Annotated in this window: 23 protein-coding genes; 5 read left to right on the top strand and 18 right to left on the bottom strand. The window is 49.7% G+C overall.

The window, feature by feature from the left end:
* Positions 1 to 21: 21 nt before the first annotated feature.
* The 5 genes from WG68_RS14950 to greB form a co-directional block, all read right to left on the bottom strand.
* Complete coding sequence (locus WG68_RS14950; protein ID WP_046558517.1) at positions 22 to 3735, bottom strand: S8 family serine peptidase; 3714 nt, start codon at positions 3733 to 3735, stop codon at positions 22 to 24.
* Positions 3736 to 4090: 355 nt separating this feature from the next.
* Positions 4091 to 5398 (bottom strand): two-component system sensor histidine kinase EnvZ, encoded by a 1308-nt coding sequence (envZ, locus tag WG68_RS14940; RefSeq protein ID WP_046558515.1) that lies wholly within the window; start codon positions 5396 to 5398, stop codon positions 4091 to 4093.
* Entirely contained in the window at positions 5398 to 6123 is a 726-nt protein-coding gene (ompR, locus tag WG68_RS14935; protein WP_046558514.1) for an osmolarity response regulator transcription factor OmpR, read from the bottom strand. Before ompR ends, envZ begins: the two co-directional genes overlap by 1 nt.
* Before the next feature lie 88 nt (positions 6124 to 6211).
* On the bottom strand, positions 6212 to 6421 hold the full coding sequence (locus tag WG68_RS14930; protein ID WP_046558513.1) for a hypothetical protein: 210 nt from the start codon (positions 6419 to 6421) through the stop codon (positions 6212 to 6214).
* 61 nt (positions 6422 to 6482) lie between these two features.
* Positions 6483 to 6989 (bottom strand): transcription elongation factor GreB, encoded by a 507-nt coding sequence (greB, locus tag WG68_RS14925; RefSeq protein ID WP_200897611.1) that lies wholly within the window; start codon positions 6987 to 6989, stop codon positions 6483 to 6485.
* A gap of 73 nt (positions 6990 to 7062) precedes the next feature.
* On the opposite strand from greB, the gene WG68_RS14920 reads away from it, so the two are divergent.
* On the top strand, positions 7063 to 9375 hold the full coding sequence (locus WG68_RS14920; RefSeq protein WP_046558512.1) for a Tex family protein: 2313 nt from the start codon (positions 7063 to 7065) through the stop codon (positions 9373 to 9375).
* Positions 9376 to 9388: 13 nt separating this feature from the next.
* On the opposite strand, the gene WG68_RS14915 is transcribed toward WG68_RS14920, so the two are convergent.
* From WG68_RS14915 to bioH, 3 genes are all read right to left on the bottom strand, one after another.
* Complete coding sequence (locus WG68_RS14915) at positions 9389 to 10288, bottom strand: putative metalloprotease CJM1_0395 family protein (RefSeq protein WP_046558511.1); 900 nt, start codon at positions 10286 to 10288, stop codon at positions 9389 to 9391.
* A 5-nt stretch (positions 10289 to 10293) separates the two neighbouring features.
* Entirely contained in the window at positions 10294 to 10596 is a 303-nt protein-coding gene (locus WG68_RS14910) for an excinuclease ATPase subunit (protein WP_235357749.1), read from the bottom strand.
* Between the two features lie 61 nt (positions 10597 to 10657).
* Complete coding sequence (gene bioH / locus WG68_RS14905) at positions 10658 to 11434, bottom strand: pimeloyl-ACP methyl ester esterase BioH (RefSeq protein WP_046558509.1); 777 nt, start codon at positions 11432 to 11434, stop codon at positions 10658 to 10660.
* A gap of 31 nt (positions 11435 to 11465) precedes the next feature.
* Here bioH and WG68_RS14900 point away from each other — a divergent pair, with 31 nt between their 5' ends.
* A complete protein-coding gene (locus WG68_RS14900; RefSeq protein WP_046558573.1) occupies positions 11466 to 12191 on the top strand; it encodes a ComF family protein in 726 nt (241 codons plus the stop codon).
* Here the strand turns inward: WG68_RS14900 and WG68_RS14895 are convergent.
* Positions 12179 to 14719, bottom strand: a complete 2541-nt coding sequence (locus WG68_RS14895; RefSeq protein WP_046558572.1) for a M14 family zinc carboxypeptidase — start codon at positions 14717 to 14719, stop codon at positions 12179 to 12181. The two genes, WG68_RS14900 and WG68_RS14895, sit on opposite strands and share 13 nt — an antisense overlap.
* Before the next feature lie 128 nt (positions 14720 to 14847).
* On the opposite strand from WG68_RS14895, the gene nfuA reads away from it, so the two are divergent.
* Together nfuA and WG68_RS14885 are read left to right on the top strand one after the other, a co-directional pair.
* Positions 14848 to 15426, top strand: coding sequence for a Fe-S biogenesis protein NfuA (gene nfuA / locus WG68_RS14890; RefSeq protein WP_046558508.1), 579 nt, complete (start codon positions 14848 to 14850; stop codon positions 15424 to 15426).
* A gap of 55 nt (positions 15427 to 15481) precedes the next feature.
* Positions 15482 to 16492, top strand: a complete 1011-nt coding sequence (locus WG68_RS14885) for a polysaccharide deacetylase family protein (protein WP_046558571.1) — start codon at positions 15482 to 15484, stop codon at positions 16490 to 16492.
* On the opposite strand, the gene WG68_RS14880 is transcribed toward WG68_RS14885, so the two are convergent.
* Genes WG68_RS14880 through WG68_RS14860 form a run of 5 tightly spaced genes read right to left on the bottom strand, consistent with a single transcriptional unit; the run spans position 16489 to position 20257 of the window.
* Complete coding sequence (locus WG68_RS14880; RefSeq protein ID WP_046558507.1) at positions 16489 to 17130, bottom strand: SCO family protein; 642 nt, start codon at positions 17128 to 17130, stop codon at positions 16489 to 16491. The two genes, WG68_RS14885 and WG68_RS14880, sit on opposite strands and share 4 nt — an antisense overlap.
* Positions 17120 to 18031: a heme o synthase gene (cyoE, locus tag WG68_RS14875; RefSeq protein ID WP_046558506.1), complete on the bottom strand. Its 912-nt coding sequence runs from the start codon at positions 18029 to 18031 to the stop codon at positions 17120 to 17122. The genes WG68_RS14880 and cyoE overlap by 11 nt, the downstream gene beginning before the upstream one ends.
* Entirely contained in the window at positions 18032 to 19027 is a 996-nt protein-coding gene (locus WG68_RS14870) for a COX15/CtaA family protein (protein WP_046558505.1), read from the bottom strand.
* Positions 19024 to 19539, bottom strand: a complete 516-nt coding sequence (locus tag WG68_RS14865; protein ID WP_046558504.1) for a hypothetical protein — start codon at positions 19537 to 19539, stop codon at positions 19024 to 19026. The genes WG68_RS14870 and WG68_RS14865 overlap by 4 nt, the downstream gene beginning before the upstream one ends.
* On the bottom strand, positions 19532 to 20257 hold the full coding sequence (locus WG68_RS14860; protein WP_046558503.1) for an SURF1 family protein: 726 nt from the start codon (positions 20255 to 20257) through the stop codon (positions 19532 to 19534). Before WG68_RS14860 ends, WG68_RS14865 begins: the two co-directional genes overlap by 8 nt.
* Here WG68_RS14860 and WG68_RS14855 point away from each other — a divergent pair.
* Entirely contained in the window at positions 20257 to 20493 is a 237-nt protein-coding gene (locus tag WG68_RS14855) for a DUF2909 domain-containing protein (protein WP_268753178.1), read from the top strand. The genes WG68_RS14860 and WG68_RS14855 overlap by 1 nt on opposite strands.
* A gap of 9 nt (positions 20494 to 20502) precedes the next feature.
* Here the strand turns inward: WG68_RS14855 and WG68_RS14850 are convergent, their stop codons facing one another.
* Genes WG68_RS14850 through coxB form a run of 4 tightly spaced genes read right to left on the bottom strand, consistent with a single transcriptional unit; the run spans position 20503 to position 24637 of the window.
* On the bottom strand, positions 20503 to 21384 hold the full coding sequence (locus tag WG68_RS14850) for a cytochrome c oxidase subunit 3 (protein WP_046558501.1): 882 nt from the start codon (positions 21382 to 21384) through the stop codon (positions 20503 to 20505).
* A 1-nt stretch (position 21385) separates the two neighbouring features.
* A complete protein-coding gene (locus WG68_RS14845) occupies positions 21386 to 21943 on the bottom strand; it encodes a cytochrome c oxidase assembly protein (protein ID WP_046558500.1) in 558 nt (185 codons plus the stop codon).
* Positions 21944 to 21953: 10 nt separating this feature from the next.
* On the bottom strand, positions 21954 to 23564 hold the full coding sequence (gene ctaD, locus WG68_RS14840; protein WP_046558499.1) for a cytochrome c oxidase subunit I: 1611 nt from the start codon (positions 23562 to 23564) through the stop codon (positions 21954 to 21956).
* Positions 23565 to 23566: 2 nt separating this feature from the next.
* Positions 23567 to 24637: a cytochrome c oxidase subunit II gene (gene coxB, locus WG68_RS14835; RefSeq protein WP_046558498.1), complete on the bottom strand. Its 1071-nt coding sequence runs from the start codon at positions 24635 to 24637 to the stop codon at positions 23567 to 23569.
* Between the last annotated feature and the right edge of the window lie 259 nt (positions 24638 to 24896).

The raw sequence follows: 24896 nt of genomic DNA, 5'->3' as shown, positions 1-24896 counted from the left end.
TAAGTTGTTATATTACTCTGATTAGTTTTTAACCCGGCGGCGCAACAATGCTAAAGGTAGTAACAACAGACCAAACAAGCCGAAGCTGCCACCCGAACCTTTCGTCACTGTAACCTGCACGTTAGCAGAACCTTGCATACCTGAACTGTCAGTAGCGGTAATCGCTACCGTATGAACACGAGCATCAACCTTAACTGGCATTCTGGCTAACATCAGCTGACCATTTTCCACTTTAAACAACGGATTGTTCGTATTGACGCTGGCCAGGGTAGCGTTGGCTTCAGTAACGTTAACTGACACCGTGCCTAATACCGTGTTAGCCGCACTACCAACCCGCAGCTGACTGGTCGTTAAGCTTGCTGAAACGACTGGCTGCTCATCTGGTACGTTATTAATCATCACTGTCACTGAAACAGGCGCAGACACACCACCATTCGCATCCAGTACAGCGACTTCCATCTGAATTTCGGACATCCCCGCTTCATAATCCAGTACAGCTGAATTCGCTACTACTACCGATCCATCATTCTGCACTACTACTGCATCCGAAGAGCTTGCCAGTGTTACAAATTCAGTAATCGCAGTGCGGAAATCAACGGTCGCTGATAACTGGCCAACAACAGAACCATTAGCCGTGTTTTCGTTAACACTTAGCATCTGACCCGCATCAACCACTGGCTGAGCAACCGGCGCAGCGTAGTTAGCAATCGCCACAGCTTCAGCCTGACCTGACATCATAACAAAGCTGCGGTTATCACCTTCGCTACGCATAACAAAAGCAGATTGACCTGGCACCAGCTCCTCTACAATGTTATCCACGCCAGCAGCGGGCGTCATCAACTCATTAACCAGCGTGATTTCCGGCGAAGCCTCCAGGCGTACAGTCGCAGTAAGCTGGTCGGCGATAAAGTTAGCGTTTAATGAGAAGCTGTTACTATCGGTACGAAAACGCGCAGTAATGGTGCGGTTAATATCCGCCGCCGTTAAGCCAACACTCTCAAAACACGACTCTAATGTCACCTGCTTACCGCCAGCAAAGTGATAGACATCACCTAAAGCCCCAGAAGTGGTACCAAAGAGGGTATTAAAGGAGACCATTACACCCGGAAAAGCATTGTAAGCCGCACCTAAACGCGTTACTAACAAGGTATTCATGCTGTAATCGAATGCCCCATCATTATTAATATCCAGGTCCAGCGCATAGTTACCCTGCAGCAGGTGGTTTAAACCACCTTGCAGATGAAAGGTAGGATACAGCGCAAAACCAGTGCTACACCAAGGTGCTTGTTCTACATCCATGGTGATGGCACGGATATCATGTATTGGTTGCACGGCAGTGTTAACCGGTGAAGCCGCTACCAAAGCGGAAGCAAAAGGCTCAACATCAATGACCCCAGTGTTAGTCAGCCTCATAGCGACCTGACCATCAACCATTTCGCTGCTTAACGCCAGTTTACCGGCTGCCTTTGGTATTAAGTGATATACCAGGTGCAAATCATGATCGGTAGCTGTGCTGGTATCATTAAAGATTAAGGCCCCGTCATATTCCGACTGATCCATCATCTGCGCGGCCATAAGTGGAAGCCAGGTCAGGCCATTTGATAGGGTAAACTCAGGTAAATTTGCGGGGTTAACTGTCACGGTGACATCAAACTGTACGGTCTGACCTGGTTGGACAGTAACTGACGTAGGATATTGCCAGCTCAGCGCTGCCGTCGCTGTTTTATCAGCGAAGCGATCAGCAATTGACAGTGAGTAAGTCTTGGCTTGAGCACTAAAGTTTTTCAAACTAACGGTTTTAGTCATGCTCGTTGCTTCAGACAGCGTCTGCAAACCAAAAGACAATGCTGCCTGACGGGTATTATGCTCAGCACTATAAACCCAAGCCGCTACCGGGCTGTTTACTGCTTTTTCAACATCAACCAAGCCGGCACCAATCATACTGATGGGAGCTAGCGCAGCAGCAGGATTTATTTCAATTGGCTGGCGATGAACTGTCATATTGGCAGTGTTCATCATGGTGGCTTTTACTTCAAACGCATTGCGCTCTGGCAGAGCACCACGCACCAGGGCCGCAGCCCCAGCCGTAATAGGGCCAGAGAACGAGGTACCGCTTACTGGAGCGAGCCCTACACCCGTGCCAGCCCGAGCCACAACAATTGAGGAGCCTGGTGCAGTAATTTCTGGCTTTAATAACCCATCCATTGAAGGGCCACGTGAAGTAAAGCCTGCTATCGCGCCTGCACCTGATTTGCCTTCAGAAGTAATAGCATAACTTACTGGCATATCATCCAGCAGCATAGCTTGAATAGCATCACCTACTTCTTTGGTAATCATTACTGTTGGAATAGTGACACCTGCACCATCACCACCAGCCACTATCGGCGCTTCTCCTGGGTTGCTATTGGCTATAATAACAAAGGCAGCACCGCGAGCCTGAGCGTTCAGTACTTTTTCAGAGAACGCACAAACACCGCGTGATACCAAAACGGCTTTACCCGTCAAGTCAGCATCTTCTGCTAAAGCATCACAAGCTGTGTAGGCACCTGGCACCAACACTAACGGCGTGTCCGCTGAATTGAAGGAGAAATCAAACGACGGGTTAAAACCAGCCGCGACCATCGCTACAACTTCACCTTCAATCTCTGCGCTACTAAAGGCCCCTACCATCGCAGCAGGGTGAGTCATGGCACCAACGGATAGTGCATTAGGAGTAGTACTTGGACCACCAACACGAAAAGGTACATTGCCATCGTTACCAGCAGAAATCACCATATTGACACCCAACTCAGCAGCACGCTGAATTAAAAACTGAGTGCCTGACTGCGTTTGAGTAGAGCCAAACTGGCCACCCAATGACATATTGACGATATCAACCCGGTCAGCCAGATTGCCGTCGCCATTTGGATCCATTGATGCTTCCAGTGCCTGCACTTGCGCTAAGCCTGTACAAAAAATAGGTGCTGGTGCGCACACTTTATAGCCGTAAAATTTGACATCTGGAGCAACACCATTGACCGAATGTGCAACAGAAGTACCGTGCCCCTCATTCGCAGGATCGATCGGGTTAGGTGTATTAGTTATAAAGTTAAAGCCACCAATTACGCTGCCTTGTGGCCAGCTTACCGCGCCAGTATTGGCTCGGGCTGCACTATAGGCTTCTGCAGTGCCTTCGCCACCTAAAGCAGCGTGTGTGTAATCAATACCGGTATCCAATATCGCTACCCGTACGCCTTCACCGGTTGCCTTGCCAGATTGCACAGTCTGTACTGCTTTGATATAGGCAGCACTATCAGCAACATGCAACTCGCTGTCGTACAATGGCATCACTGATGCTACTAAGGGGTTTTGCTGTAACGCATTCAATGCCTGAGCAGAGGCGTTCACTACCAGACCCGCTGCCAGATTTTTAGTTGTCGTCAAAATTTGCGCATCGGTGTCCAGCTGCATTAATACTGCTGTAACTTGTTGCTGCACCTGTTCTGCCTGCACAACATATTGTTGCGCGCGCTGCTGATCAAAGCCTGATTCTAATAATGCAGCACTTGCAGCAGGTGCTTTTAGAGCGACAAACCAAGCGCTCGGAGCTTGTTCCTGTTCGTTCAAGCTAACAGTAACGTTACCAATAACTTCATGGACACTTTGGCCAAAGCCAGCACGGTATTGCTCAAAACTTGCGTTAGCCGTGCCCGAAATGGCAAGACTAACTGCGGTTGCTAATAAAGCTTTATTCATGGTTCCCAAGGTGCACTCCTATTGTACTGCATTTGTACTTATTATTTATTATGGCACTGGCAGGCGACTGTTAACTTTGAGGCATTACACAGCCAGCACAGTAAAACCGCTTCTGAATTCTCAGCTAGCGTTAAACGAAATAACCAATAAAGCGACTACCACTTTATTGGTCAACATTACGGTTTTAACACAGATGTAATCAGATGTAATTTATGAATTGTAAGAAAATGCGACATAAGACTATAAAAATAAGCATAAAAATATCAAAACTGTTAACGATGGTTGACGGCAGTGAGGCATTCATCCTGAGACTCTGCTCAAAAACGATAAGCGCGATAACCCAGCATGGCTTAACTCACGACTTTAAAGGCAAATAAACCCGCACTACCAACCCACCGTGAGCATGATTAAATAAACTGACGCTGCCCTGGTGCATATCGACGATTTTTTTAATGATCGCCAGGCCTAAACCAGAGCCGCCACTACCGCGGGCTTCATCGCCCTGGGTAAAGGGCGCAAACATTGCCTCCATTTTATGTTCAGGGATGCCAGGGCCATGGTCCCGCACTTCCAGATACACCTGCTTGCGCCTTTTTTCATAGCCTGTGCTGATTTCAATATCACCATCACTGTAGCGTAAGGCATTTTCCAGCAAATTATTCAGTACCCGCTTAATCGCAATTTTACGCAGCATAATGGCTGGCAGATTGGGGTCTAGTTCAGTGATAAAATGCCGTTGCTGAACTTGTTCGGCCAACACCAGCTCATCTATCAGCTCATTTAAATTAACGCTTTGCAGGCTTTCTTGCTTATGGTGCCGCAAGAAATCAATAAACTGATCGATGATGGCATTCATATCTTCGATATCATTAATAATGCCATCGCGGATCCAACTATCCTGCTCAGCCATCATTTCAGAGGCCAGCCGAATACGGGTAAGCGGCGTGCGTAAATCATGTGATACCCCAGCCATTAACAAAGCCCGATCCTGCTCCAGCCGTTTAATACCTTCGGCCATATAATTGAACGCCCGAATGACGGCAATAATCTCAGTTGAGCCTTTATCCGCGTTTAACGGTGGTGGAATATCGCCGCGGCCCACTTGCAATGCCGCTTGCTGCAACGACTTTAACGGCCGGTTTAAATGGCGGGCAAACACCCAGGCACCACCCACACTTAAGATGCCAATCAGTAGCAGGTAGAAAGTAAGCGGTGAGAAATCGGTTTCATCCAGACCCGATAACGGCACTTTAACCCAGTATTGTGGCGCTTGTGGCGGCTGCACCCAGAACGCAAAAGCATCGCCCTGCTCGATATGCACTACTGCTTTGCCACCGAGCTCAGCTGACATTTGCTCAGAAAAATAACCATAATACCGGGCGTTCGCCAGGCCGTGTTGCATGGCCTCTGCCTGGCTGTATACGGCAATGCCCGTCGCTTCGCTAAACCGGCGGGTTAACTCCGCAGACAACACGGGTGTGTCTTGGCCAGCATCAAGAAACACTACTTTAATTTGCTTGGCAATAAGATGGTTAATCTGCTGGGTTGTCGGTTTAATAAAATACAGCGCCACCGACACATAGGACACCAGTTGATTAATCAGTAACAAAAAACCAATCAAAAAAACCGTTTGGCCAAAGGCGCTACGAGGTAGCAAACGCATCAGACAGGGCTGCCGTCGGGCACAAAAACGTAGCCCAGCCCCCAGACAGTTTGAATATAACGCGGGTTAGCGGCATCATCTTCCAGCATCCGGCGTAAGCGCGATACCTGCACGTCTATGCTGCGCTCCATGGCAGAGTAATCACGGCCGCGCGCCTGATTCATCAGCTTGTCACGTGATAACGGCTCGCGCGGGTGGCTGACCAGCACTTTTAAAACCGCATACTCACCACTGGTTAACGGCAGGGGCTGCTCGCCCTTGCGCATCTCGCGGGTTGCCAGATTAAAGGTAAAGGGGCCAAAACTGATAACGGTTTCTTCCTGCGATGGCGCGCCCGGCAAATCTTTACTTTTACGGCGCAACACGGCACGGATCCGCGCCAACAACTCGCGGGGATTAAAAGGTTTTGGCAAATAGTCATCAGCACCCATTTCCAGGCCAATGATCCGATCCACTTCATCCCCCTTGGCGGTTAACATAATTATGGGTACTTCATTATTTTGCTGGCGTAGCTTGCGGCAAATAGACAAACCATCTTCGCCCGGCAGCATCAGATCCAGTACCACCAGATGGAAATGTTCCCGCTCCATCAGCCGTTGCATTTGCTCATAGTTGCCGACACTGCGTACCTGATAGCCCTGCTCTACCAGATAACGCTCAAGTAAAGCGCGCAAACGTATATCATCGTCCACTACAATAATTTTCAGAGTTTCCTGGCTGGTCATCACACAAGCTTCCGTTGTTTTTCCTCACTATAAACGAAAAAACCGCCATTGTTACTACTATGGCGGTTAAACTGTGTTACAAAACTTTTCAGTCTTGCGGTTGCTCCGCAAGCAGCTCACGTTTCACTGGCGGATTAACCCAATAAATCCTCGCAGCATGCGTGCTGTATTTACTGGATGCTTCTACTTTTTGAATGTAATCATAATCGGGCTGCATAGCATAGTGCGGTGCAGTACTGCAGGCAGTAAACAACGTAATAGCAGGAACTAACAGGTATAGCTGGCGACGGGATTTCATCTTAAGACCCTCCCATAAAGCTAAAATCCATTTTAAGTATAGTACATTTTTTAACCGGCCATTAAGTGTCCGTCGTCAAAGCCTCGTAACTAATCGCCGTGATGCTGTACCAGTGTTCTCCGGTGGGCGTCATCACCTTCACCTCATCGTCCAGCATTTTACCCAGCAGCGCCCGGGCTAATGGCGAATCAATACTGAGCTTATGTTGCCGTAAATCAAATTCATCCGGGCCAACCAGCTGATAGCGCCGCAACTCGCCCGACTCATCTTCCAGTTGCACCCAGGCGCCAAAAAACACCTTACCGTGTTGCTTAACAGAAGGGTAAACCACCTGCAGCTGCTCCAGCCGCTTGGTTAGAAAACGCACCCTGCGATCAATTTCCCGCAAGCGCTTTTTACCGTAAATATACTCGGCATTTTCTGACCGATCGCCCATTGCCGCAGCATCAGACACCTGTTGGGTTACCCGCGGCCGTTCTTCTTTCCACAAATAACGCAATTCCCGCTCCAGGGTATCGTAGCCCTGGCGTGTAATCAGATTGGATTTTTTCACGCTGAAAGTAGACAATTCACCCTGCTTTTCATATTTCGTATCATACTTTGCCTGCCACAGGGCCGCGAAGTCGAAGGATTCTATAATTATGTCAATGATTGTTAAACAAATTGCCAGCGAGATCTCTGCCAGACCTGAACAGGTTGCTGCTGCCATCGCTCTATTAGACGAAGGCGCAACTGTGCCTTTTATTGCCCGCTACCGTAAAGAAGTAACCGGTGCGCTGGACGATACCCAATTACGTTTACTTGATCAACGACTGAATTACCTGCGTGAGCTGGAAGAGCGACGTCAGGTTATTTTAAAAACCATTGGCGAACAAGGTAAGCTTAGCCCGGAGCTGGAGCGTGACATTCTGGCTGCTGATAATAAAACCCGGCTGGAAGATTTATATCTGCCCTATAAGGCAAAGCGACGCACTAAAGGCCAGATGGCGATTGAAGCTGGCTTGGCGCCGCTGGCCGAGGCGATTTTCGCCAACCCAGAGCTGGACCCCGAGCAACAAGCTGCCGGCTATCTGAATGCCGATGCCGGCTTTGCTGACACTAAAGCAGTACTGGACGGGGTTAAGTTTATTTTAATGGAGCGCTTTGCTGAAGATGCTACTCTGCTGGCCCGGTTACGGGCGAAGCTTAGCCGTGATGCGGTATTAAAAAGCACCGTCGTTAGTGGTAAGGAGCAAGAAGGCGCTAAGTTTCGTGACTACTTCAGCCATACCGAATTATGGAAAAATATCCCGTCGCACCGGGCGCTGGCCATGTTCAGAGGCCGCAATGAAGGTGTGTTACAGCTGCAGCTGCTGCCAGACAGTGATGAAGCAACCGCCCATGCGTTGTGTGAACAAATGGTGGCAGAGCATTTTAATATCCGTCAGCTACAGCGGCCGGCTGATGGTTTTTTGCGTACCGTGGTGCAATGGACCTGGAAAGTAAAACTGCATTTGCATCTTGAAAATGATTTATTAAGCGAGCTGCGTGAACGAGCTGAGCTGGAAGCTATTAAAGTGTTTGCCCGCAATATGGCTGATTTACTGATGGCCGCCCCCGCTGGCATGCGCCGCACCCTGGCGCTGGACCCGGGTCTGCGAACCGGCGTTAAATGCACCATTATTGATGAAACCGGCAAATTGCTTACCCACACAACAATATTCCCGCATGCGCCGCAAAACCTGTGGGATAAATCAGTACGCACCCTCAGCCAGTTATGCCAGCAACATAAGGTTGAACTGATTGCCATCGGTAATGGTACTGCATCGCGTGAAACCGATAAGCTGGCCGGCGAGGTAATTAAAGCCGTCAATAACGACAGCCTGAGTAAAGTGATGGTTTCCGAAGCCGGCGCTTCAATCTATTCGGCGTCAGAGCTGGCCGCGCAGGAATTTCCTAACCTGGATGTATCATTGCGCGGCGCCGTATCTATTGGTCGGCGCTTACAAGACCCGTTAGCCGAGCTGGTGAAAATTGAACCTAAAGCCATAGGTGTAGGCCAGTATCAGCATGATGTGAATCAAAGCCTGCTAACACGCTCGCTGGACGCCGTCGTAGAAGACTGCGTTACTGCAGTGGGTGTAGATTTGAACACCGCCTCTGCAGCCTTGCTGGCACGGGTAGCCGGTTTAAATAAAACCCTGGCGCAGAACATTGTGCAATATCGCGATGAAAATGGCCGTTTTAACGAACGTAAAGAGCTGCTAAAAGTACCGCGCCTTGGCCCCAAGGCTTATGAGCAAGCTGCCGGCTTCTTACGAATTAACAATGGTAAAAACCCGTTAGACGCCTCAGCCGTGCATCCGGAAGCCTACCCCTTGGTGGAAAAGATCCTGACTAGCGCCAAACAACCGGTCACTGCTGTGATAGGCAACAGCAGTTTTTTAAACAGTATTGACCCGGCGGCCTTCGTTGATGAGCATTTTGGTTTACCTACCATCAGCGATATTTTAAAAGAGTTGGATAAACCCGGGCGCGACCCAAGACCCGAATTTAAAACTGCCAGCTTTAAAGATGGTGTAGAAACCTTACAAGACTTGAAAACAGGTATGCTGCTGGAAGGCGTGGTTACCAACGTTACCAACTTTGGTGCCTTTGTGGACATCGGTGTGCATCAGGATGGTTTGGTACATATTTCATCATTAACCGACAAGTTTGTCAGTGATCCGCACCAGGTGGTGAAAGCAGGTGATATCGTCAAAGTGAAGGTGTTAGAAGTCGATATTAACCGCAAGCGGATCGCCCTTACCATGCGTCTGGACGAACAGCCACCACTGAAGGCGCAGGACAAACCAGCAGCAACTCAGCAAAACGCTAAAGCCAGCCGGCCAGCAGCTAAAGCAACAAAACCAGAGCCTGCCAATGCCGCTATGGGTAATGCTTTTGCTGACGCGCTGGCTAAATTTAAGAAGTAACGGAGTTGACGCTTTAGGCTTGTTGGCGCAGCGGCCGTTGTGCGGGCTCGGTAGCCAGTTGATAAAACTGGCTAATGACCTGGCTGCGTCGCTGCATCTGGGCCAGGGTATCAAACTCGGGGAAAACTAAACCCGCTGCCGGGCTGGTAGCAGCAATACTCTCGGTATCGTAGCGGATTTGGGAGTTATCGATGGCAGTACTGGGCTCACTGGATTGCAAGGCGTTAACCTGTCCAGCCGTTTTCGTAACCTTTGCCTCTGCTGGTGCGGTTTTTTCTGCAACCAGTTCTACTTGCGCCTGCATCTGGCGCTGGCTGGCTTCGGCAGCAATGCGGCGATCAGCAGAAGAGGGTTCAGCCGGTGCCAATGCAGCTGCTTTAACCTGCTGCATCTTTTGGATAGTGGCCTGTGGATCGCCTGACACCGGTGCTATATCAATTTGTACTTCACCACCGATGGCGTACTGTCGGCCATCCGGTCCTTGCTGATAGGTGTAACTGGGCGATGCAGCATAGCGGCCACCCACGCTGGCATGGGCTTGCTCATGGTTACGCACTTCACGGTCACGCGCCTGCAGCTCTCTTAACTCTTGCTGCTCAGCCTGTTGTTGCTGCTTTTGCTGCTCGTCGGCTTGTTGCTGCTCAGGGTTATTCTGGCCTGATTGCTCTGAACGCCCCTCAACAGCCTGCTGAGTTTCGGTTGTTTTGCCATTAACGTCATAGTTGCCCGTGCCTGGCGCTGAACTGCTGCCACGGCCTTTTTCTTCAGTGGCTACCGCGCGTTCTGCTTTACCTTTATCCAACTCACGCACTGGCTCTACCAGTTCGCGCCGTTGCATATCACGGCGGGCTAACTCGGTCGACGGGTTTGCCGTGTTAATGCTGACGTTAGGATAATACGAGGTAATTTGCATAAGACTTACACCCGGACATCAATAATAGTACCCAGTGCTTCATCGGCAGCCTGAATAGACCGCACATTGGCTTCTGCATTACGCGACTCGCTGGTTAACTGCACTAAGCTCTGCTCTACCGATGGCACCTGCCGCTGGCTTGGCTGAACCTGCTCTGGCGCTTGAGCCTGGCGCAACTCAGTGTCAGATGCTTGCTGTTGGTTACTGCTGGTCTGCCGGTTAATATCAAGCGTCGCCTCAGTCACACCGGCTGAAGCACGTTGAAATCCTTGCAAACCGGCATTAAATGCTGATTGAATCTCCATCATTGCCTCCTCACATCAACCCAATGGTTAATTATTAACCATAATCACTAAAAAAGAAAGGCGATTAGGCAGAAGCCTGGTCGGTTGCTGCCAGCCAGCCAAGCAGCCAGGCCAGAAAGTCTGGCCGGTGAGAAATAAAAGGCGCATGTGACGCTTTTGCCAGCACGTTGAACTTAGCCTTAGGTTGCAATTGTTGTAATGCCGGGAGTACGGCTGCCGGCACTAAAGAATCCAACGCGCCAAAACAGCCGACTACCGGCTGCGTTAACCTGGCAAAACTTTGGCGTAAGTCCTGGCTGCTGAGAAAGCTCAGCCCGGCGCTGAGTGCTTCAACACTGGCCTGTGGATAGTCGGCAATGGCCTGCTTTAGTGCTGCTGCGTCACTTTTAGCGCTAAGCGAACCCATGGCTTGAATAGCCAGAAACCGGCTGATGGTTTGCGCTAAGTTACGCTGTAACGACTCGGCAAACTGCTGCATAACCAAAGCTTTCATGCCTGGCCAGCCAGCTTGTTGTAAAAAACAGGGTGTGGCTGCAACCAAAGCCAACTGCGCTACCCTGGCAGGATAACGTTCGGCCAGCGCGATTGCCAGTAAGCCACCCAATGACCAACCGCAAACCAGACTATTGTCAGGGATTTGCTCTGCTAACCGGGCGACCACAGTATCAAAATTGTAAGGCTGTAACGTGTCCCGGGCCAGACCAAAGCCGGGAATATCCAACGTGAGTACCCGGCGACCAGTTGCGATATCTGGCAGCAAGGTATGCCAAACGCCCTGATTAACGCCCCAGCCATGCAGTAATACCAAAACGGGTTTGTCAGTATTGCTAATCTCTGCCATGCTATTTTTATGTATCCAAGGTATTAAAATAATGCTTAACTTTATCGGTAATGTCTTGCGCCAAAGCTGGCACTATTTGCTGCCAGGCAGCTGCATGTGGTGCAGTTTACCGTTATCCCAGCCTGGCAGCCAGCTTTGCATGTATTGCCGGCAAGCGTTGCCCGTGTTGCCTTATCAGCTATGTCATTACAATTTACTGTTGTTACCGGCGATAGCACGCGGCTTAGCCGGTGCTAAATTTGACAGGTTAGTAGCGCTGGCGGTGTATCAACAACCTTATCAGCATTGGATACCCAGATGGAAATACCACACCGATTTGGCCGCCGGGCAATTACTACAACAACAGCTGGTGTTGTTGTTGTTGCATTGTCAGGCGAATGGCATGCCAATGCCGCAAGCCATAACATATGTGCCTCTGCACTGGCGAAAACAGCGCCAACGCGGCTTTAACCAGGCGCAGTCATTAGCTGAAGCCTTGGCCCGGCAGCTGCAGTTGCCTGTATTAAGCTTGTTTAGTAAACGAGCCAGCCCTAGTCAGCGGGGATTGAGCCGGCGTCAGCGACTGCACAACTTACGCCGTTCTTTTCAGTTAAAAATGCCACACGCGCCCCTGCCTCAGCATATCGCGTTGATTGACGATGTTATTACCACCGGCGCCACGGCTAATGCCCTGAGCCAGCTGTTGCGCCGGGCTGGGGTTAGCACTATCAGTGTCTGGACCCTGGCGGTAACGACACCAGCGGATTATTCCGCCTGAAGCGGTGTATTGAAGCTGTTTCCCAGATACATCGCATTGACCAGTATGCGGCTTGATCCAAAAAAGTAACCGCGAAACACCGGGTTGTCTGTCATACCAACCACCCGCCCCCGACCCAGATTATGCGCCAGCAGTGCCGCGCCCTGGGCTATTTTCGGCACATACTCACTGGCAGTGAAGCCGGCCAGATGTGGGTCTTTACTATACAAACCAACATTGATAAAGGGCGCGTTGCTTGGCTGCAACAACAGGGTACTGTTCTTAAACAAAGGCATGCTGGCGCGGGGAATACCAAAGGTTAATGGATGGCTTAAATCCAGCTCCGCACTGAAAATAGCGCCGGCAATGCGCTGTCTGGCCGACAATGCTTCCCGGTCAGCATAATTTAAATTTTGTTGCGGGATCAGCTGCTGCATATCACTGCTCTGCCAGACGCCGGCTTGCAGCAATCCGACTTTAGCCAACCAGGCCGCCCCACCTTTGTGGCCCCATAACACACCGCCCTGCTCGGCCCATTGTTTCAACTGAGCGATGTCGCCATCCTGCCATTGCCGATAATTACCATCAGGTAAAATAATGTGGGTATAGCGACTTAAGTTTATTCGGCGTAACCGTTCTGGTTCCACCATGCTCGGAGAGATACCGGCCAACCGCTCCAGGTTGTACCAGACTTCGCCGGCTTCGGTAGAATTAATGCCAGGCCCGGCAATAAGCAACACTTCTGGCTTGTTAATCACCGCAAAATTATGGCTGCCCAGGTCACTACCCTCCGGGGTCAGGCCAGTACGAATAGCATGTATCTGAATAGGATATTGCTGTTGTAACCGCTGCAAACGGGCAAACCAGTCACTGTGCTGCTGCAAACCAGCAGCGATCATCATGGCACCGGGCTGAAACTGCACGGTACCGTCATGGGTTTGGCCACTAAAACTACGCAACGCCGAACGCACGACGAGTTCTTCTGTCAGCAGTGCCTGCAGCAACAAAGGAGCTTGCTGATCTTGCCAATTAAATGCGTAAGCATAGGCACCGGCTGGCAATGGCTGCTTTGGCGAGGCTACAAACTGCCACTGCCCGCTGGCAAGCGCCCTACCCGGCTCCCGGCTTACGGCTTTAAACTCGATATTATATGCGTAGGGTAAGGTCCAGCTAGATACATCATAAAAGGTATTATCTTTAAAATTCTTTTCAGTGGAAAATGCGGCTTTGATCAGCAGATACTGAGCTTGCTGCAATGGCACAAAATAACTTTTTCCAGCCAGATACCTGGTATCGTCGTCCTGCCAGTCACGATTCAGTGGGTACACTGCAATATGATGACGTTGTAACAGGTCCAGCAGCGCATGCAAACGGCTTTTATCGCCGTCATCCAACAACATATAACCCTTTACCTTGTCAGCTCTGGCCTTGCTTAAGGCGTTTTGATAAAACTGCTGCTGATATTGCAGTAAGTCTGTTCGCTTCGCCACCGCACCACGAATAGTCGACAACGAGGCAGTAAACTGGTTATGGATAGTATCGCGAAAACTCAGCAAGCCATTGATCGATTCCTGCAAATGCCCTCTGCTGCTGGCTTGTTCAAACAAAATACCTATACTGCCGTTTACATCGGGATAGGTAGAGCCTTTACCAACGTAAAAGTCGTCAAAACTTTCTTCGGTATAATACAGTTGTTCACGGGCATCAAACGCAGCGGCATGAAACTCTGCTATAGCCGCGGTCAGTTCAAAATTTTGTTTGGGGGTTAACGGATAATTGCGACTGGGAATACCCGGCTGGAAAAAATAGCTGCTGTTGGTGCCCATTTCGTGGAAATCTCCCACCACGTTCGGCAACCACTGCTGAAACTGAGCTATGCGTGCCTGGCTTTCCGGATGCTGCAGCAATAACCAGTCACGATTTAAATCAAACCAATAATGATTAGGCCGGCCATTTGGCCAGGGTTCAATATGTTCGCGATGCTGCGGGTCGGCTACCGGCTTAATACCTTTGTGCATATTGGCCCATAGCGCAAAACGGTCATGGCCATCCGGATTTAAACTGGGCTGGATCAGAATAATTGCTTTATCCAGCCAGGCAGTAACTTCTTCGGTTTTCACTGCGGTTAAGTAATGCGCCAGCACCAACGAGGCGTTCGCAGCGCTGGGCTCGTTGCCGTGCACACCGTAACCCAGCCAAATCACTACCGGTGCATCACTGGCGATAGCCTTTTCTTCTTTTGCCTGTGCCAGATGTTGCTGGCGAATATCATCCAGCCGACGTAAATTATCAGGTGAAGAAATCACCAGTTGCAGTAAAGGCCGCTGTTCATGAGTGTAGCCAATCACTTCCAGCATAGCGTGGTCAGAGCGGCTGGCCAATAGCTCAAAGTAGCGCTGAATTTGATCATGCCGGGCGTGCCAGTCTCCCACTGCGTGGCCCAAAGTTTGTTGTGGTGATGGTAGCGTAGTGTCTACCGGCTCATTAAAATACTGCGCCTGCGCCGTTAGGGCCCAGAGTGCGAAAAAAACCACTACACTCAGTTTCATGCCTGTTTCCTTAAAAATTTTGCGCGCCCAGTTAGCCAGAAAGCGCAGCAAAACTCAAGCAGGGCTGGCATCAGCAATCGACTCAGAGTATGATACACATTAACCTAGTAATTTAGTCAGGTACTAAGATGATTTCTATTTCAGACCAGGCGCAAGCCCATTTTGCAAAGCTGCTGGAAAAACAAGCTGCCGGTACCAGTATCCGGGTATTTGTGGTCAACCCAGGCACGGCTCAGGCGGAGTGTGGGGTATCTTATTGTCCGCCGGATGCAGTTGAAGAGACCGATATCCAAGTTGAGTTTACTGGCTTTAATGCTATTGTCGATGCCGAGAGTAAACCGTTTTTAGTGGATGCAGAAATTGATTTTGTTACCGATCAAATGGGTTCACAGCTTACCTTAAAAGCGCCGAATGCCAAGGTACGCAAGGTGAATGACAATGCCCCCTTAATGGAGCGGGTGCAGTATGTGATCGACGCTGAAATTAATCCGCAACTGGCCAACCATGGCGGCCGGGTGTCGGTAATGGAATTAACCGACGATGGTGTGGCCGTGCTGCAATTCGGCGGTGGTTGTAACGGTTGTTCCCAGGTCGATTTAACCCTGAAAGAAGGCATCGAAAAGGAGTTGCTGGCCCGTTTTAGTGGCGAATTAAATGGTGTGCGCGACATTACCGAGCACCAGCGTGGTGAGCACTCCTACTACTAAGCCGATGGCTGGTTATGGTATAACAACCCTGGTTATTCATTTTCCGGGGTTTTTTATGCGTTTATTTTGCGTTATTTGCCTGCTATTTAACTTAATGCTGCCAGCGCAGGCTGCTGTAATGTTAATTTATCACCACGTTGCTGACGATACTCCCAGGGTTAGCAGCGTTAGCGCGGATGAGCTGCGCCAGCACCTGCAGTATTTAAAAGATAACCACTTTCAGGTTATCGGTCTGGATGTTCTGATAGACCAGTTGCAAACTGGCAAAGCCATCGCCGACAATGCGGTGGTGCTTACCTTTGATGACAGTTTTGCAAACAACTACACCACCGCCCACCCTATCCTGATGGAGTTTGGCTACCCCTACACCATTTTTATCAGCCCTGGCAGCATTGATAACCGGGTGGGCCCGGTACTTAGCTGGGAGCAGGTCAGAAAAATGGCTGCCGATGGCGTGTTGGTTGCTAACCATGCCATGAATCATGAGCATATGACCAAGCGGGAACCAGGTGAGACTGCGGCACAATGGCGAGTGCGGATACAGCAGAATATCTTAGATGCCGAGCGGCGTATTAAAGAAGAGACAGGCCAAAACCACCAATGGCTGGCCTATCCCTATGGCGAGTTTAATAATGAGCTGGAAGCGTTAGTGGCCGAGCTGGGTTTTATTGGTATAGGGCAGCAATCGGGAGCTATTGGCCCGGCAACCCGCTTAACGCGGATCCCCCGTTATCCGGCAGCCGGTCAGTACGCCGACCTGGCTAATCTGGCTCAGAAATTACGTACCCTGGCCTTTAATATCACAGACTATTTAGCCGCGGATCAGCAGATAACAGCTAACCCACCCACCTTAAGACTGAAACTGGAGGTGGCTGATTTTTTGCCCAGTCAACTGCGCTGCTATGCGGGCACCGAAACACTGGAACCAAAATGGTTGGATGAGCAAACCTTTGAAGTCACCGCCAGCAAACCGGTAAACCGCGGCCGCAGCCGCTATAACTGCACAGCGCCGTCACTGAGTAAAAGAGGTTATTTCTACTGGTACTCCCAGCAGTGGCTAAATTAACGGCGTTGCAACTGATTGAGCACTAATGGGAAGTCGGCAAGCAATTGCTCACCGCTTACCAGCGGCACTTCGCCGGGTGCCATCTCAGGCTTAAACATAGCCGCTACCTGGCCAAGCGGATTAATCAACACCACCGAGGCACTGTGATCGACCAGATAATCTTGCTCAGCCGTACTGCTCATCGCATACATTAATCCCAACTGACGCACAAACGGAAAAAGCTGGTCATGGCCGGCGGTTAGACCGATTAACGCCGGCTGCCTGAAATAATCAACATACTGCTTCAACTGCTCTGGCGTGTCGCGCTGCGGGTCAACTGAAACAAACCAAATTTGCAACGGCTGCCCGACTTTCGCCGCCAGCTCGGCGTGCACCCCAGCCAGCTTAGCCAACGTTAGCGGGCAAATATCCGGGCAATAGGTATAACCAACAAATGCCAGGGTCCACTTATCCATTAAATCGGCTCGGCTGCGCGGCATATTGTCCTGATCTATCAGCTCAAAATCAGCCAGATTACGTGGCTGCGGATACACCAGGGCATGTTGTGGTAAGGGTTGATGTTGCCACAGTAAATACAACATGACACCGGCGACGACTGCTGCAGCCGACAGCACTAACACAATGACATTACGAAACATAAAATGGCGACACCTTAAAGTAATGATCCACTAACAACACTAAAAACAACAGCATCAGATGAACAATGGAAAACTTAAAGGTTGCCATGGCCGTTTTACTGTCGGCATGAAACTTAAGTTTCCAGGCGTATTGCAGAAAGCGCAAATTGAGTAGAGTACTACCCAGCAAATACACCGCGCCGGTCATGCCGACTATGTAAGGCAGCAAACACACCAGACATAACACCACGGTGTATAGCAAAATAGCGCTTTTGGTGTACTCAATACCATGCGTCACTGGCAGCATCGGCATATTCACTTTGGCGTAGTCGTCACGGCGATGGATCGCCAGCGCCCAGAAGTGCGGTGGCGTCCAGGCAAAAATGATCATCACTAACAACAACGCATAGCCATGAATGTCACCGGTAATCGCCGTCCAGCCCAGCAGCGGTGGCATTGCCCCGGCCAAACCACCAATCACAATATTTTGCGGCGTTGCCCGTTTTAAAAACATCGTATACACCACCGCATAGCCAAACAGGCTTAACAACGTAAGCCATGCCGTTAGCGGGTTAACCCCGAAATACAATAAAACGAAACCGGTCGATGCCAGCGCGCAGGCAAATGCAATAGCTTGCTGCGAACTTACCCGGCCTTTGGCAACAGGCCGGCTATGCGTGCGGGCCATCTGAGCGTCTATCCGTTGATCTACCACATGATTAAGCGCCGCTGCCGCCCCCGATAACAAACCAATACCCACCGTTGCCAATAGCACTATGGCCAAATCAGGTAAACCTGGTGATGCCAGCATCATACCTACCCAGGCTGTCAGTACTAACAGCGCCACCACTTTAGGTTTGGTTAGTTCCAGATAATCGCGCCAGCGCGACATAAGGTGTCGTGATGCCATAATTGCTGCCATTTATGCCTCCTTGCTAGCCGGTCGGTATAGCTGATAAAGCACAGCCACCATGATCATTAATAAGTTTGCGCCTACAAAATTGTGTGCCACAGCATTGGCCAGAGGCAGATGCAACAACACATTAAGCAGGCCTAACACAAACTGCAACAATAACACCAGGCCAAGTGCTACAGCAAAGCGTTGCATTAACTTGGTCCCGGCTTGTCGATAAAGCGCAACAGCAAACCAGCTGACCACTGCCAACGTGATATAAGCCCCGAAGCGGTGAAACACATGCACGGTCTGACGAGCCTCCGCTGACATTACGCCATACTCATAATTACTATAGCCCAGATGCAAATCAAAGGCCTCATCTAATGCTAACCTGCTTACCCAGCCGGCTTCACAAATGGGTAACTCAATACACGCCAAAGCAGCATAGTTAGCCGCTGTCCAGCCTCCGAGGCCAATCTGCAGCAGCACCACAACAGCAGCAACAACTGCCAGTGGTTTCAGCTTTATCAGTTTAGGTTCTGCCACCCGCCACTGCGGTGACAGCTGCAGCCAATACAACGCCAATAAACAATACAGCGTAAAGCCCCCCAACAGGTGAGCCAGCACCACGATCGGCAGCAGGCTCATGGTTACCGTCCAGGCACCCAACGCAGCCTGAAATATAACCAGCACCAATAGCGCTGTTGGCAAAACACGGGGTTGCCGGCGTTTAGTGGCAATGCTGGAAATAAATATCGCGGCTATCAATAGACCGAGTGTACCGGCCAGATAACGGTGGATCATCTCATTCCAGGCTTTCTGTGGCTCTAGCGGTCGCTCCGGAAATGCCTGAGCGGCCATTTCAATACTAGCCGGTTTCTGCGGCACTTTTAAGAAACCATAACAGCCTGGCCAATCCGGACAACCTAGACCCGCATCGGTTAAACGGGTAAAAGCGCCATATAGAATAACTACCATAGTTAGCAGCAAGGTAATCGATACCAGCCATTTGTGTTTGCTCATACACTGGTCCTGTCATAATTCAATAATTTTAATAAGTCATAACGGATATTGCGGGCAGTCTCTGCCATCTGCTCTTCTTGTTCTGGCATGGCATAACTGAGCAATACAAGGCCTTTCTGATCAACCAATAAAATCTGTTGCTGCAATGAACTCACATCAACCGCCAGTGCCTGTTGTTGAATAAACATCGGGTAAGCCTCTGGCTCCTTCAAGCGACCAACTACCACTGGCTGTACTTGTTCTTGCTTGCGCCCCAAACCAATATATAGCTGCTTTACGGTATGCAGGGCGTTGTTACACTGTTGGTCGCACGTCGCATCAGCCAGCAACACTATGCGCCAGTGCTTCTTCTGGCCGCTGATATTGTCCAGTAAAAAAATCTCCTGTTCCAGCCAGTGGCCTTTACTGGATGAGCCGGGATTAAACCAGCCCAGCTCCAAAACCACTTTTGCCGCTGCCAGCGGCAACACACAACATAGGATAAACAACAGCAAAAATTTATTTTTATTCATTTTCTCTCCCGCTGCGCCGGGCAGCGGCAAGGGCCACTGCGATAACGGCGACTGCCAGCATAAACCATTGAAAGGCGTAACCATGATGTTTTTCAGGTGGCATGACCACTGCCTGGTAGTGCGGTAAGAACGGACTGCTACCCTGTTGATATAACAGCAGTTCAAAAGCAGGCCGGGGTAACTGAGCCAGCATTTGTTTAAGTTCAGGCTGCTGGATGCGTTGTGGCCAGCCTTCACCCTCGGTATTAGGCCCAAGCCGAAACCCACCCACTTTACTGCGAATCAGGCCATTTAATTGCAACTGTGCTGGAATGACCAATTCCGGCAACACCGCTCTGTTACTGCCAGCGGCAACCCAACCCAGGTTGACCAGTAATAACCTGCTTTTTTCAGTAAACTGTACAGGAATAACCACATCGTAACCGACTTTGCCATCGACAATCTGGTTATCCAGCAACCAGACATAGGGCTCCAGCCAGCGGCCCTCGCCGGCAAAAAGCACACCGTCAGCTTCGGTTGCAGACAGCACGGCCAACTGATGCCAGTTAATAGCACCTTGCTGCTGCAACTGTTCAAGCTGACTGATCTGAATGGTTTTTTCAGCGGCACGCTGCAGCTGCCAATACCCCAGCTTGATTAAAATAGCAAAAACCGTCAGAGTAATTAGCAACCACACTTTGTGAATGCCGAAATAACGGCCAAACAATTTAACCCGCATTGCACGCCAACCGGAGATCGAAAAGGATGTTGCTGAAACTTATTATCATCGCGCTACTACTATTTATTGTGTTTAACTTGTTTCGCGCCGGGTTCATTATGCTGCGCAATAACCCGGAGCAAAAGCAAATGTCGCGTTTTCTTGGTCGCAGGGTGATGCACTCGGTACTGGTGCTGGTACTTATTTTGCTGGCCATGGCGCTGGGCTGGATAACTCCCAACCCCAGGCCATATTAAGCTCGTTGCTTATAAAATATACACAATAACGAATAAGCAAACCCAGACCACATCAACAAAGTGCCAGTACCAGGCTGCCGCCTGAAAGGCAAAATGTTTTTCCGGGGTAAAATGACCTTTTAATACCCGGAAAAACACAAATAGCAGAATGATTGCACCCAGCGTAACGTGCACACCGTGAAAGCCGGTTAGTAAGAAAAAGGTATTACCATAAAAACCAGAATCTAACTGCAAACCCAGATCACGGTAAGCATGAATATACTCATATACCTGCAAGCTCAGGAATATAGCACCCAGTAACAGCGTTAATACCAACATTAACTTCAGTTGGCCCCGTTTCTGTTGCTCCAGGCCGGTATGCGCGAAATGCAGGGTAAACGATGAAATAACCAGAATAATGGTGTTAATCAGCGGCAAACCGGTCCACGGCATCGCCTGTGTTTCAATACCGCCTGGCGTCTTAATTAACGGCCACACCGGCTCGAAGTTGGGCCAGAGTAATTCAAAGGTCATGGCATTGTTACTGGCACCGCCCAGCCACTGCATTGCAATAACCCGGCCATAAAATAATGCGCCAAAAAATGCCATAAAAAACATCACTTCTGACACGATAAACCAGCTCATGCCCTGACGAAATGATCTGTCCATTTGTGCGCTGTATAAACCACTCATCGACTCATCTATAACGTTTCTGAACCAGCCGACCAGCATAAACACCAGAATAATTAAGCCCAGCAGCAGCAAATAACCGCCAAAGCCGCTTTGCTGTTTAGAAATATCTATAACATAATGTCCGGCACCAAAAGCGATGAAAAATAGCGCGACAGCGCCAACAAACGGCCATGGGCTTTGAGCGGGAACATAATATTTTTCGTAGGTTTTTGTTGTCATCTTATTCCCCAATATTATCTTGTGGCGGTTGCTGCGCATCCCATGCCTGAGTCACGTCGTACAAAGTGTAATTCAGGGTGATAGTGTTGAAGTGCGCCGGCAGAGCCGGGTCCACATAAAACTGTAATGGCATTAGCATATTTTTGCCGGCCGCCAGCTGTTGCTGAGTAAAGCAAAAACATTCTATTTTATGAAAGTATAAAGCAGCCTGCCCCGGCGATACTGATGGCACCGCCTGACCTACAATCATGCGACCCGTTGGGTTTTCTGCCAGATAATTCATAATATGAATTTCACCGGGGTGCACGGTCATTTGGAACACTTCAGGCTTAAACACCCAGGGCATGTCTTTATTTGGTCTGGCCAAAAATTCAATGGTGATCTGGCGGCTGGTATCAATCACAGCATTGTCAGCTGTCGCTGCTACTGCCGCAGTTTTACCATTGATGCCAGTAATATCACAAAAGACATCATATAAAGGCACCAGGGCGAAACCAAAGCCAAACATAGCCACGGTTACCAGAACCAGTTTGCCAATTAGCGGTTTGTTTTGCGCCATGGTAGGCTCCTCACTTAATAACTGGTGGGGTTTCAAAGGTGTGATACGGCGCCGGTGACGGCACTTCCCATTCCAAACCTTCAGCCCCTTCCCACACCTGATCCGTTGCTTTCACACCGCCACGGGCACACTTAATTAATACCCAGACAAAAATCAATTGCGATAAGCCGAACAAAAAGCCACCGATACTGATAAAGGCGTTAAAATCGGCGAACTGCAGCGCATAATCAGGGATCCGGCGCGGCATACCTGCCAGGCCAACAAAGTGCATGGGGAAGAACAACAGATTCACCGAAATTAACGAACACCAGAAGTGCCATTGCCCCAGGCTCTCGTCGTACATATTGCCGGTCCACTTAGGTAACCAGTAATATACGGCCGCCACAATCGAGAATACTGCTCCAGTCACTAAAACATAGTGGAAATGCGCCACTACAAAGTAAGTGTCATGGTACTGGAAATCTGCCGGGGTAATCGCCAGCATGAGGCCGGAGAAACCACCAATGGTAAACAACACAATAAAGGCCAGCGCAAACATCATCGGCACTTCAAATGTCATGGCGCCCCGCCACATAGTAGCCACCCAGTTAAACACCTTAACCCCGGTTGGCACCGCAATCAGCATCGTGGCGTACATAAAGAACAGCGTGGCAAACACTGGCATGCCGGTGGTAAACATATGGTGCGCCCATACCAGGAACGACAGTATCGCGATACTGGCAGTGGCATACACCATCGAGGCATAGCCAAATAAGCGCTTGCGGGCAAAGGTTGGAATAATGGCCGAGACAATACCAAATGCAGGCAGGATCATGATGTACACTTCAGGGTGACCAAAGAACCAGAAAATGTGCTGAAACAGCACCGGATCGCCACCACCTGCAGCATCAAAGAAGCTGGTACCAAAGTACTTGTCGGTTAATACCATGGTCACCACACCCGCTAGCACCGGCATTACCATAATCAGCAAAAACGCGGTAATAAACCAGGTCCAGACGAACAGTGGCATTTTCATCCAGGTCATGCCCGGGGCACGCATATTCCAGATGGTAACAATTACGTTTATTGCGCCCATAATCGACGAAATACCCATGATATGCACTGAGAACACAAATAAGGCTGTGCTGTCACTACTATAGGTTGTCGATAGCGGGGCATAGAAGGTCCAACCAAAACTTGGGCCGCCACCTGGCATAAACAGCGATAATAATAAAATCAGAAAAGCAAACGGCAGGATCCAGAAGCTCCAGTTGTTCATCCGTGGCAATGCCATATCAGGCGCGCCAATCATCATCGGGATCATCCAGTTGGCTAAACCGGTAAAGGCGGGCATTACCGCACCAAATACCATGATTAAGCCATGGACGGTGGTCATCTGATTAAAAAAGTGTGGTTCAACAAATTGCATACCTGGCTGGAACAGTTCAAGCCGGATAACCATGGCCATGGCGCCGCCAATAAAGAACATCACCAGGGCAAATATCAGATACATGGTACCGATATCTTTGTGGTTAGTGGTGTATAGCCAGCGTTTTATGCCACGGGGTTTATGGTCATGATGCTCGTGGTCGTGATCATGCTGATCGTCATGATCGCGTGGTTCAGTAATTACTACAGACATTCTTATTCTCCCTCACCCTGCTGCACACGGTACACATCGGCAGCCTGCACGGCATCACCAGTATCATTACCCCAGGCATTGCGGGTGTATGTCACGACAGACGCTAATTCTTTTAAACTTAACTGCCGGCCAAAAGCCTGCATCGACGTACCGGCTTTACCATTTAAAATGATATCGATATGAGCCCGCCGATCGTTAAGGATCAGGTTACTACCAGCCAGTGCCGGGAAAATGCCGGGTAAACCCGCGCCGTTGGGTTGGTGACAAGCGGCGCAATAGGCAATGTAGGTGCGCTCGCCATTGGCCATCAAGTCGCTCATTTCCATATTCATGGCCAGTAACTCTTGCTCTGCTGCTTTCTCTTCAGCAAGCCGGTTTTCTTCAGTGGCTTTCCAGGCAGCATAATCTTCCGGCGTTTTAGCAATAACAACAATGGGCATAAAAGCATGGTCCTGGCCACAAAGCTCAGCACATTGCCCACGATACACGCCAGGATGGTCTACCCGGGTCCAGGCTTCGTTAATAAAGCCTGGGTTAGCATCTTTCTTAATAGCAAATGCTGGCACCCACCAGGAGTGGATAACATCGTCAGAGGTCATTAGAAAGCGGACTTTCTGGCCGGTCGGGATCACCAGAGGCCTGTCAACTTCTAACAGGTAATTTTCGCCCTTAGGAAAGCGGTTATTGATTTGCTCGCGAGGCGTTGCCAGTACTGAGAAGTATTCCAGATCGCTGCCAAGGTATTTGTAGTGCCACTTCCACTGCGAACCCGTAACCTGAACAGTTACATCAGCCGCAGAGGTATCCTCCATCGCTATCAGGGTTTTGGTAGCAGGTATGGCCATGCCAATAAGAATAACCACCGGGATGGCGGTCCACAGAATTTCAACTTTGGTGCTTTCGTGAAATTGCGCTGGTTGCACGCCGCGTGCTTTTCGATGTAACAGGATAGATACAAACATTATCCCGAACACCACTGCTCCGATAACACAGCAAATCCAGAAAATCGTCATATGCAGGTTATAAACCTCCCGACTGATCTCTGTTACACCTTTAGTCATATTTAAAGGCATAGCTGCTGCATTAGCCGAAGCGGCTAAAAGCAAGGTCGGCAGCGACCAACGTATACTACGCGTCTTCGCCACTGTACTTCTCCTCTGTCATTTGCAAAGCAAACTGCAGAAACTTTACACAGTAATACACGGCGAATACCGATAGAAAAAACGGTGAATACCGTTAGCCCCCGAACCTATGTATGACGTTTCTTTAGTTTATTATTGTTATAGTTTTTTTATTTTTGTATTGCCGCTGCAGCAACCGAAACTGGCAACT

This window comes from Arsukibacterium ikkense (assembly GCF_000987775.1).
GTDB classification, from domain to species: Bacteria; Pseudomonadota; Gammaproteobacteria; order Enterobacterales; family Alteromonadaceae; genus Alishewanella; species Alishewanella ikkense.
This window is presented reverse-complemented; position numbering and strand designations above follow the sequence as displayed.

What these genes read in the sequence shown, in the direction of transcription:
- WG68_RS14950 (WP_046558517.1), bottom strand. Translation starts at nt 3,735, where the DNA reads ATGAATAAAGCTTTATTAGCAACCGCAGTTAGTCTTGCCATTTCGGGC.
- envZ (WP_046558515.1), bottom strand. Translation starts at nt 5,398, where the DNA reads ATGCGTTTGCTACCTCGTAGCGCCTTTGGCCAAACGGTTTTTTTGATT.
- ompR (WP_046558514.1), bottom strand. Translation starts at nt 6,123, where the DNA reads ATGACCAGCCAGGAAACTCTGAAAATTATTGTAGTGGACGATGATATA.
- WG68_RS14930 (WP_046558513.1), bottom strand. Translation starts at nt 6,421, where the DNA reads ATGAAATCCCGTCGCCAGCTATACCTGTTAGTTCCTGCTATTACGTTG.
- WG68_RS14920 (WP_046558512.1), top strand. Translation starts at nt 7,063, where the DNA reads ATGTCAATGATTGTTAAACAAATTGCCAGCGAGATCTCTGCCAGACCT.
- WG68_RS14915 (WP_046558511.1), bottom strand. Translation starts at nt 10,288, where the DNA reads ATGCAAATTACCTCGTATTATCCTAACGTCAGCATTAACACGGCAAAC.
- WG68_RS14910 (WP_235357749.1), bottom strand. Translation starts at nt 10,596, where the DNA reads ATGATGGAGATTCAATCAGCATTTAATGCCGGTTTGCAAGGATTTCAA.
- bioH (WP_046558509.1), bottom strand. Translation starts at nt 11,434, where the DNA reads ATGGCAGAGATTAGCAATACTGACAAACCCGTTTTGGTATTACTGCAT.
- WG68_RS14900 (WP_046558573.1), top strand. Translation starts at nt 11,466, where the DNA reads ATGCTTAACTTTATCGGTAATGTCTTGCGCCAAAGCTGGCACTATTTG.
- WG68_RS14895 (WP_046558572.1), bottom strand. Translation starts at nt 14,719, where the DNA reads ATGAAACTGAGTGTAGTGGTTTTTTTCGCACTCTGGGCCCTAACGGCG.
- nfuA (WP_046558508.1), top strand. Translation starts at nt 14,848, where the DNA reads ATGATTTCTATTTCAGACCAGGCGCAAGCCCATTTTGCAAAGCTGCTG.
- WG68_RS14885 (WP_046558571.1), top strand. Translation starts at nt 15,482, where the DNA reads ATGCGTTTATTTTGCGTTATTTGCCTGCTATTTAACTTAATGCTGCCA.
- WG68_RS14880 (WP_046558507.1), bottom strand. Translation starts at nt 17,130, where the DNA reads ATGTTTCGTAATGTCATTGTGTTAGTGCTGTCGGCTGCAGCAGTCGTC.
- cyoE (WP_046558506.1), bottom strand. Translation starts at nt 18,031, where the DNA reads ATGGCAGCAATTATGGCATCACGACACCTTATGTCGCGCTGGCGCGAT.
- WG68_RS14870 (WP_046558505.1), bottom strand. Translation starts at nt 19,027, where the DNA reads ATGAGCAAACACAAATGGCTGGTATCGATTACCTTGCTGCTAACTATG.
- WG68_RS14865 (WP_046558504.1), bottom strand. Translation starts at nt 19,539, where the DNA reads ATGAATAAAAATAAATTTTTGCTGTTGTTTATCCTATGTTGTGTGTTG.
- WG68_RS14860 (WP_046558503.1), bottom strand. Translation starts at nt 20,257, where the DNA reads ATGCGGGTTAAATTGTTTGGCCGTTATTTCGGCATTCACAAAGTGTGG.
- WG68_RS14850 (WP_046558501.1), bottom strand. Translation starts at nt 21,384, where the DNA reads ATGACAACAAAAACCTACGAAAAATATTATGTTCCCGCTCAAAGCCCA.
- WG68_RS14845 (WP_046558500.1), bottom strand. Translation starts at nt 21,943, where the DNA reads ATGGCGCAAAACAAACCGCTAATTGGCAAACTGGTTCTGGTAACCGTG.
- ctaD (WP_046558499.1), bottom strand. Translation starts at nt 23,564, where the DNA reads ATGTCTGTAGTAATTACTGAACCACGCGATCATGACGATCAGCATGAT.
- coxB (WP_046558498.1), bottom strand. Translation starts at nt 24,637, where the DNA reads ATGCCTTTAAATATGACTAAAGGTGTAACAGAGATCAGTCGGGAGGTT.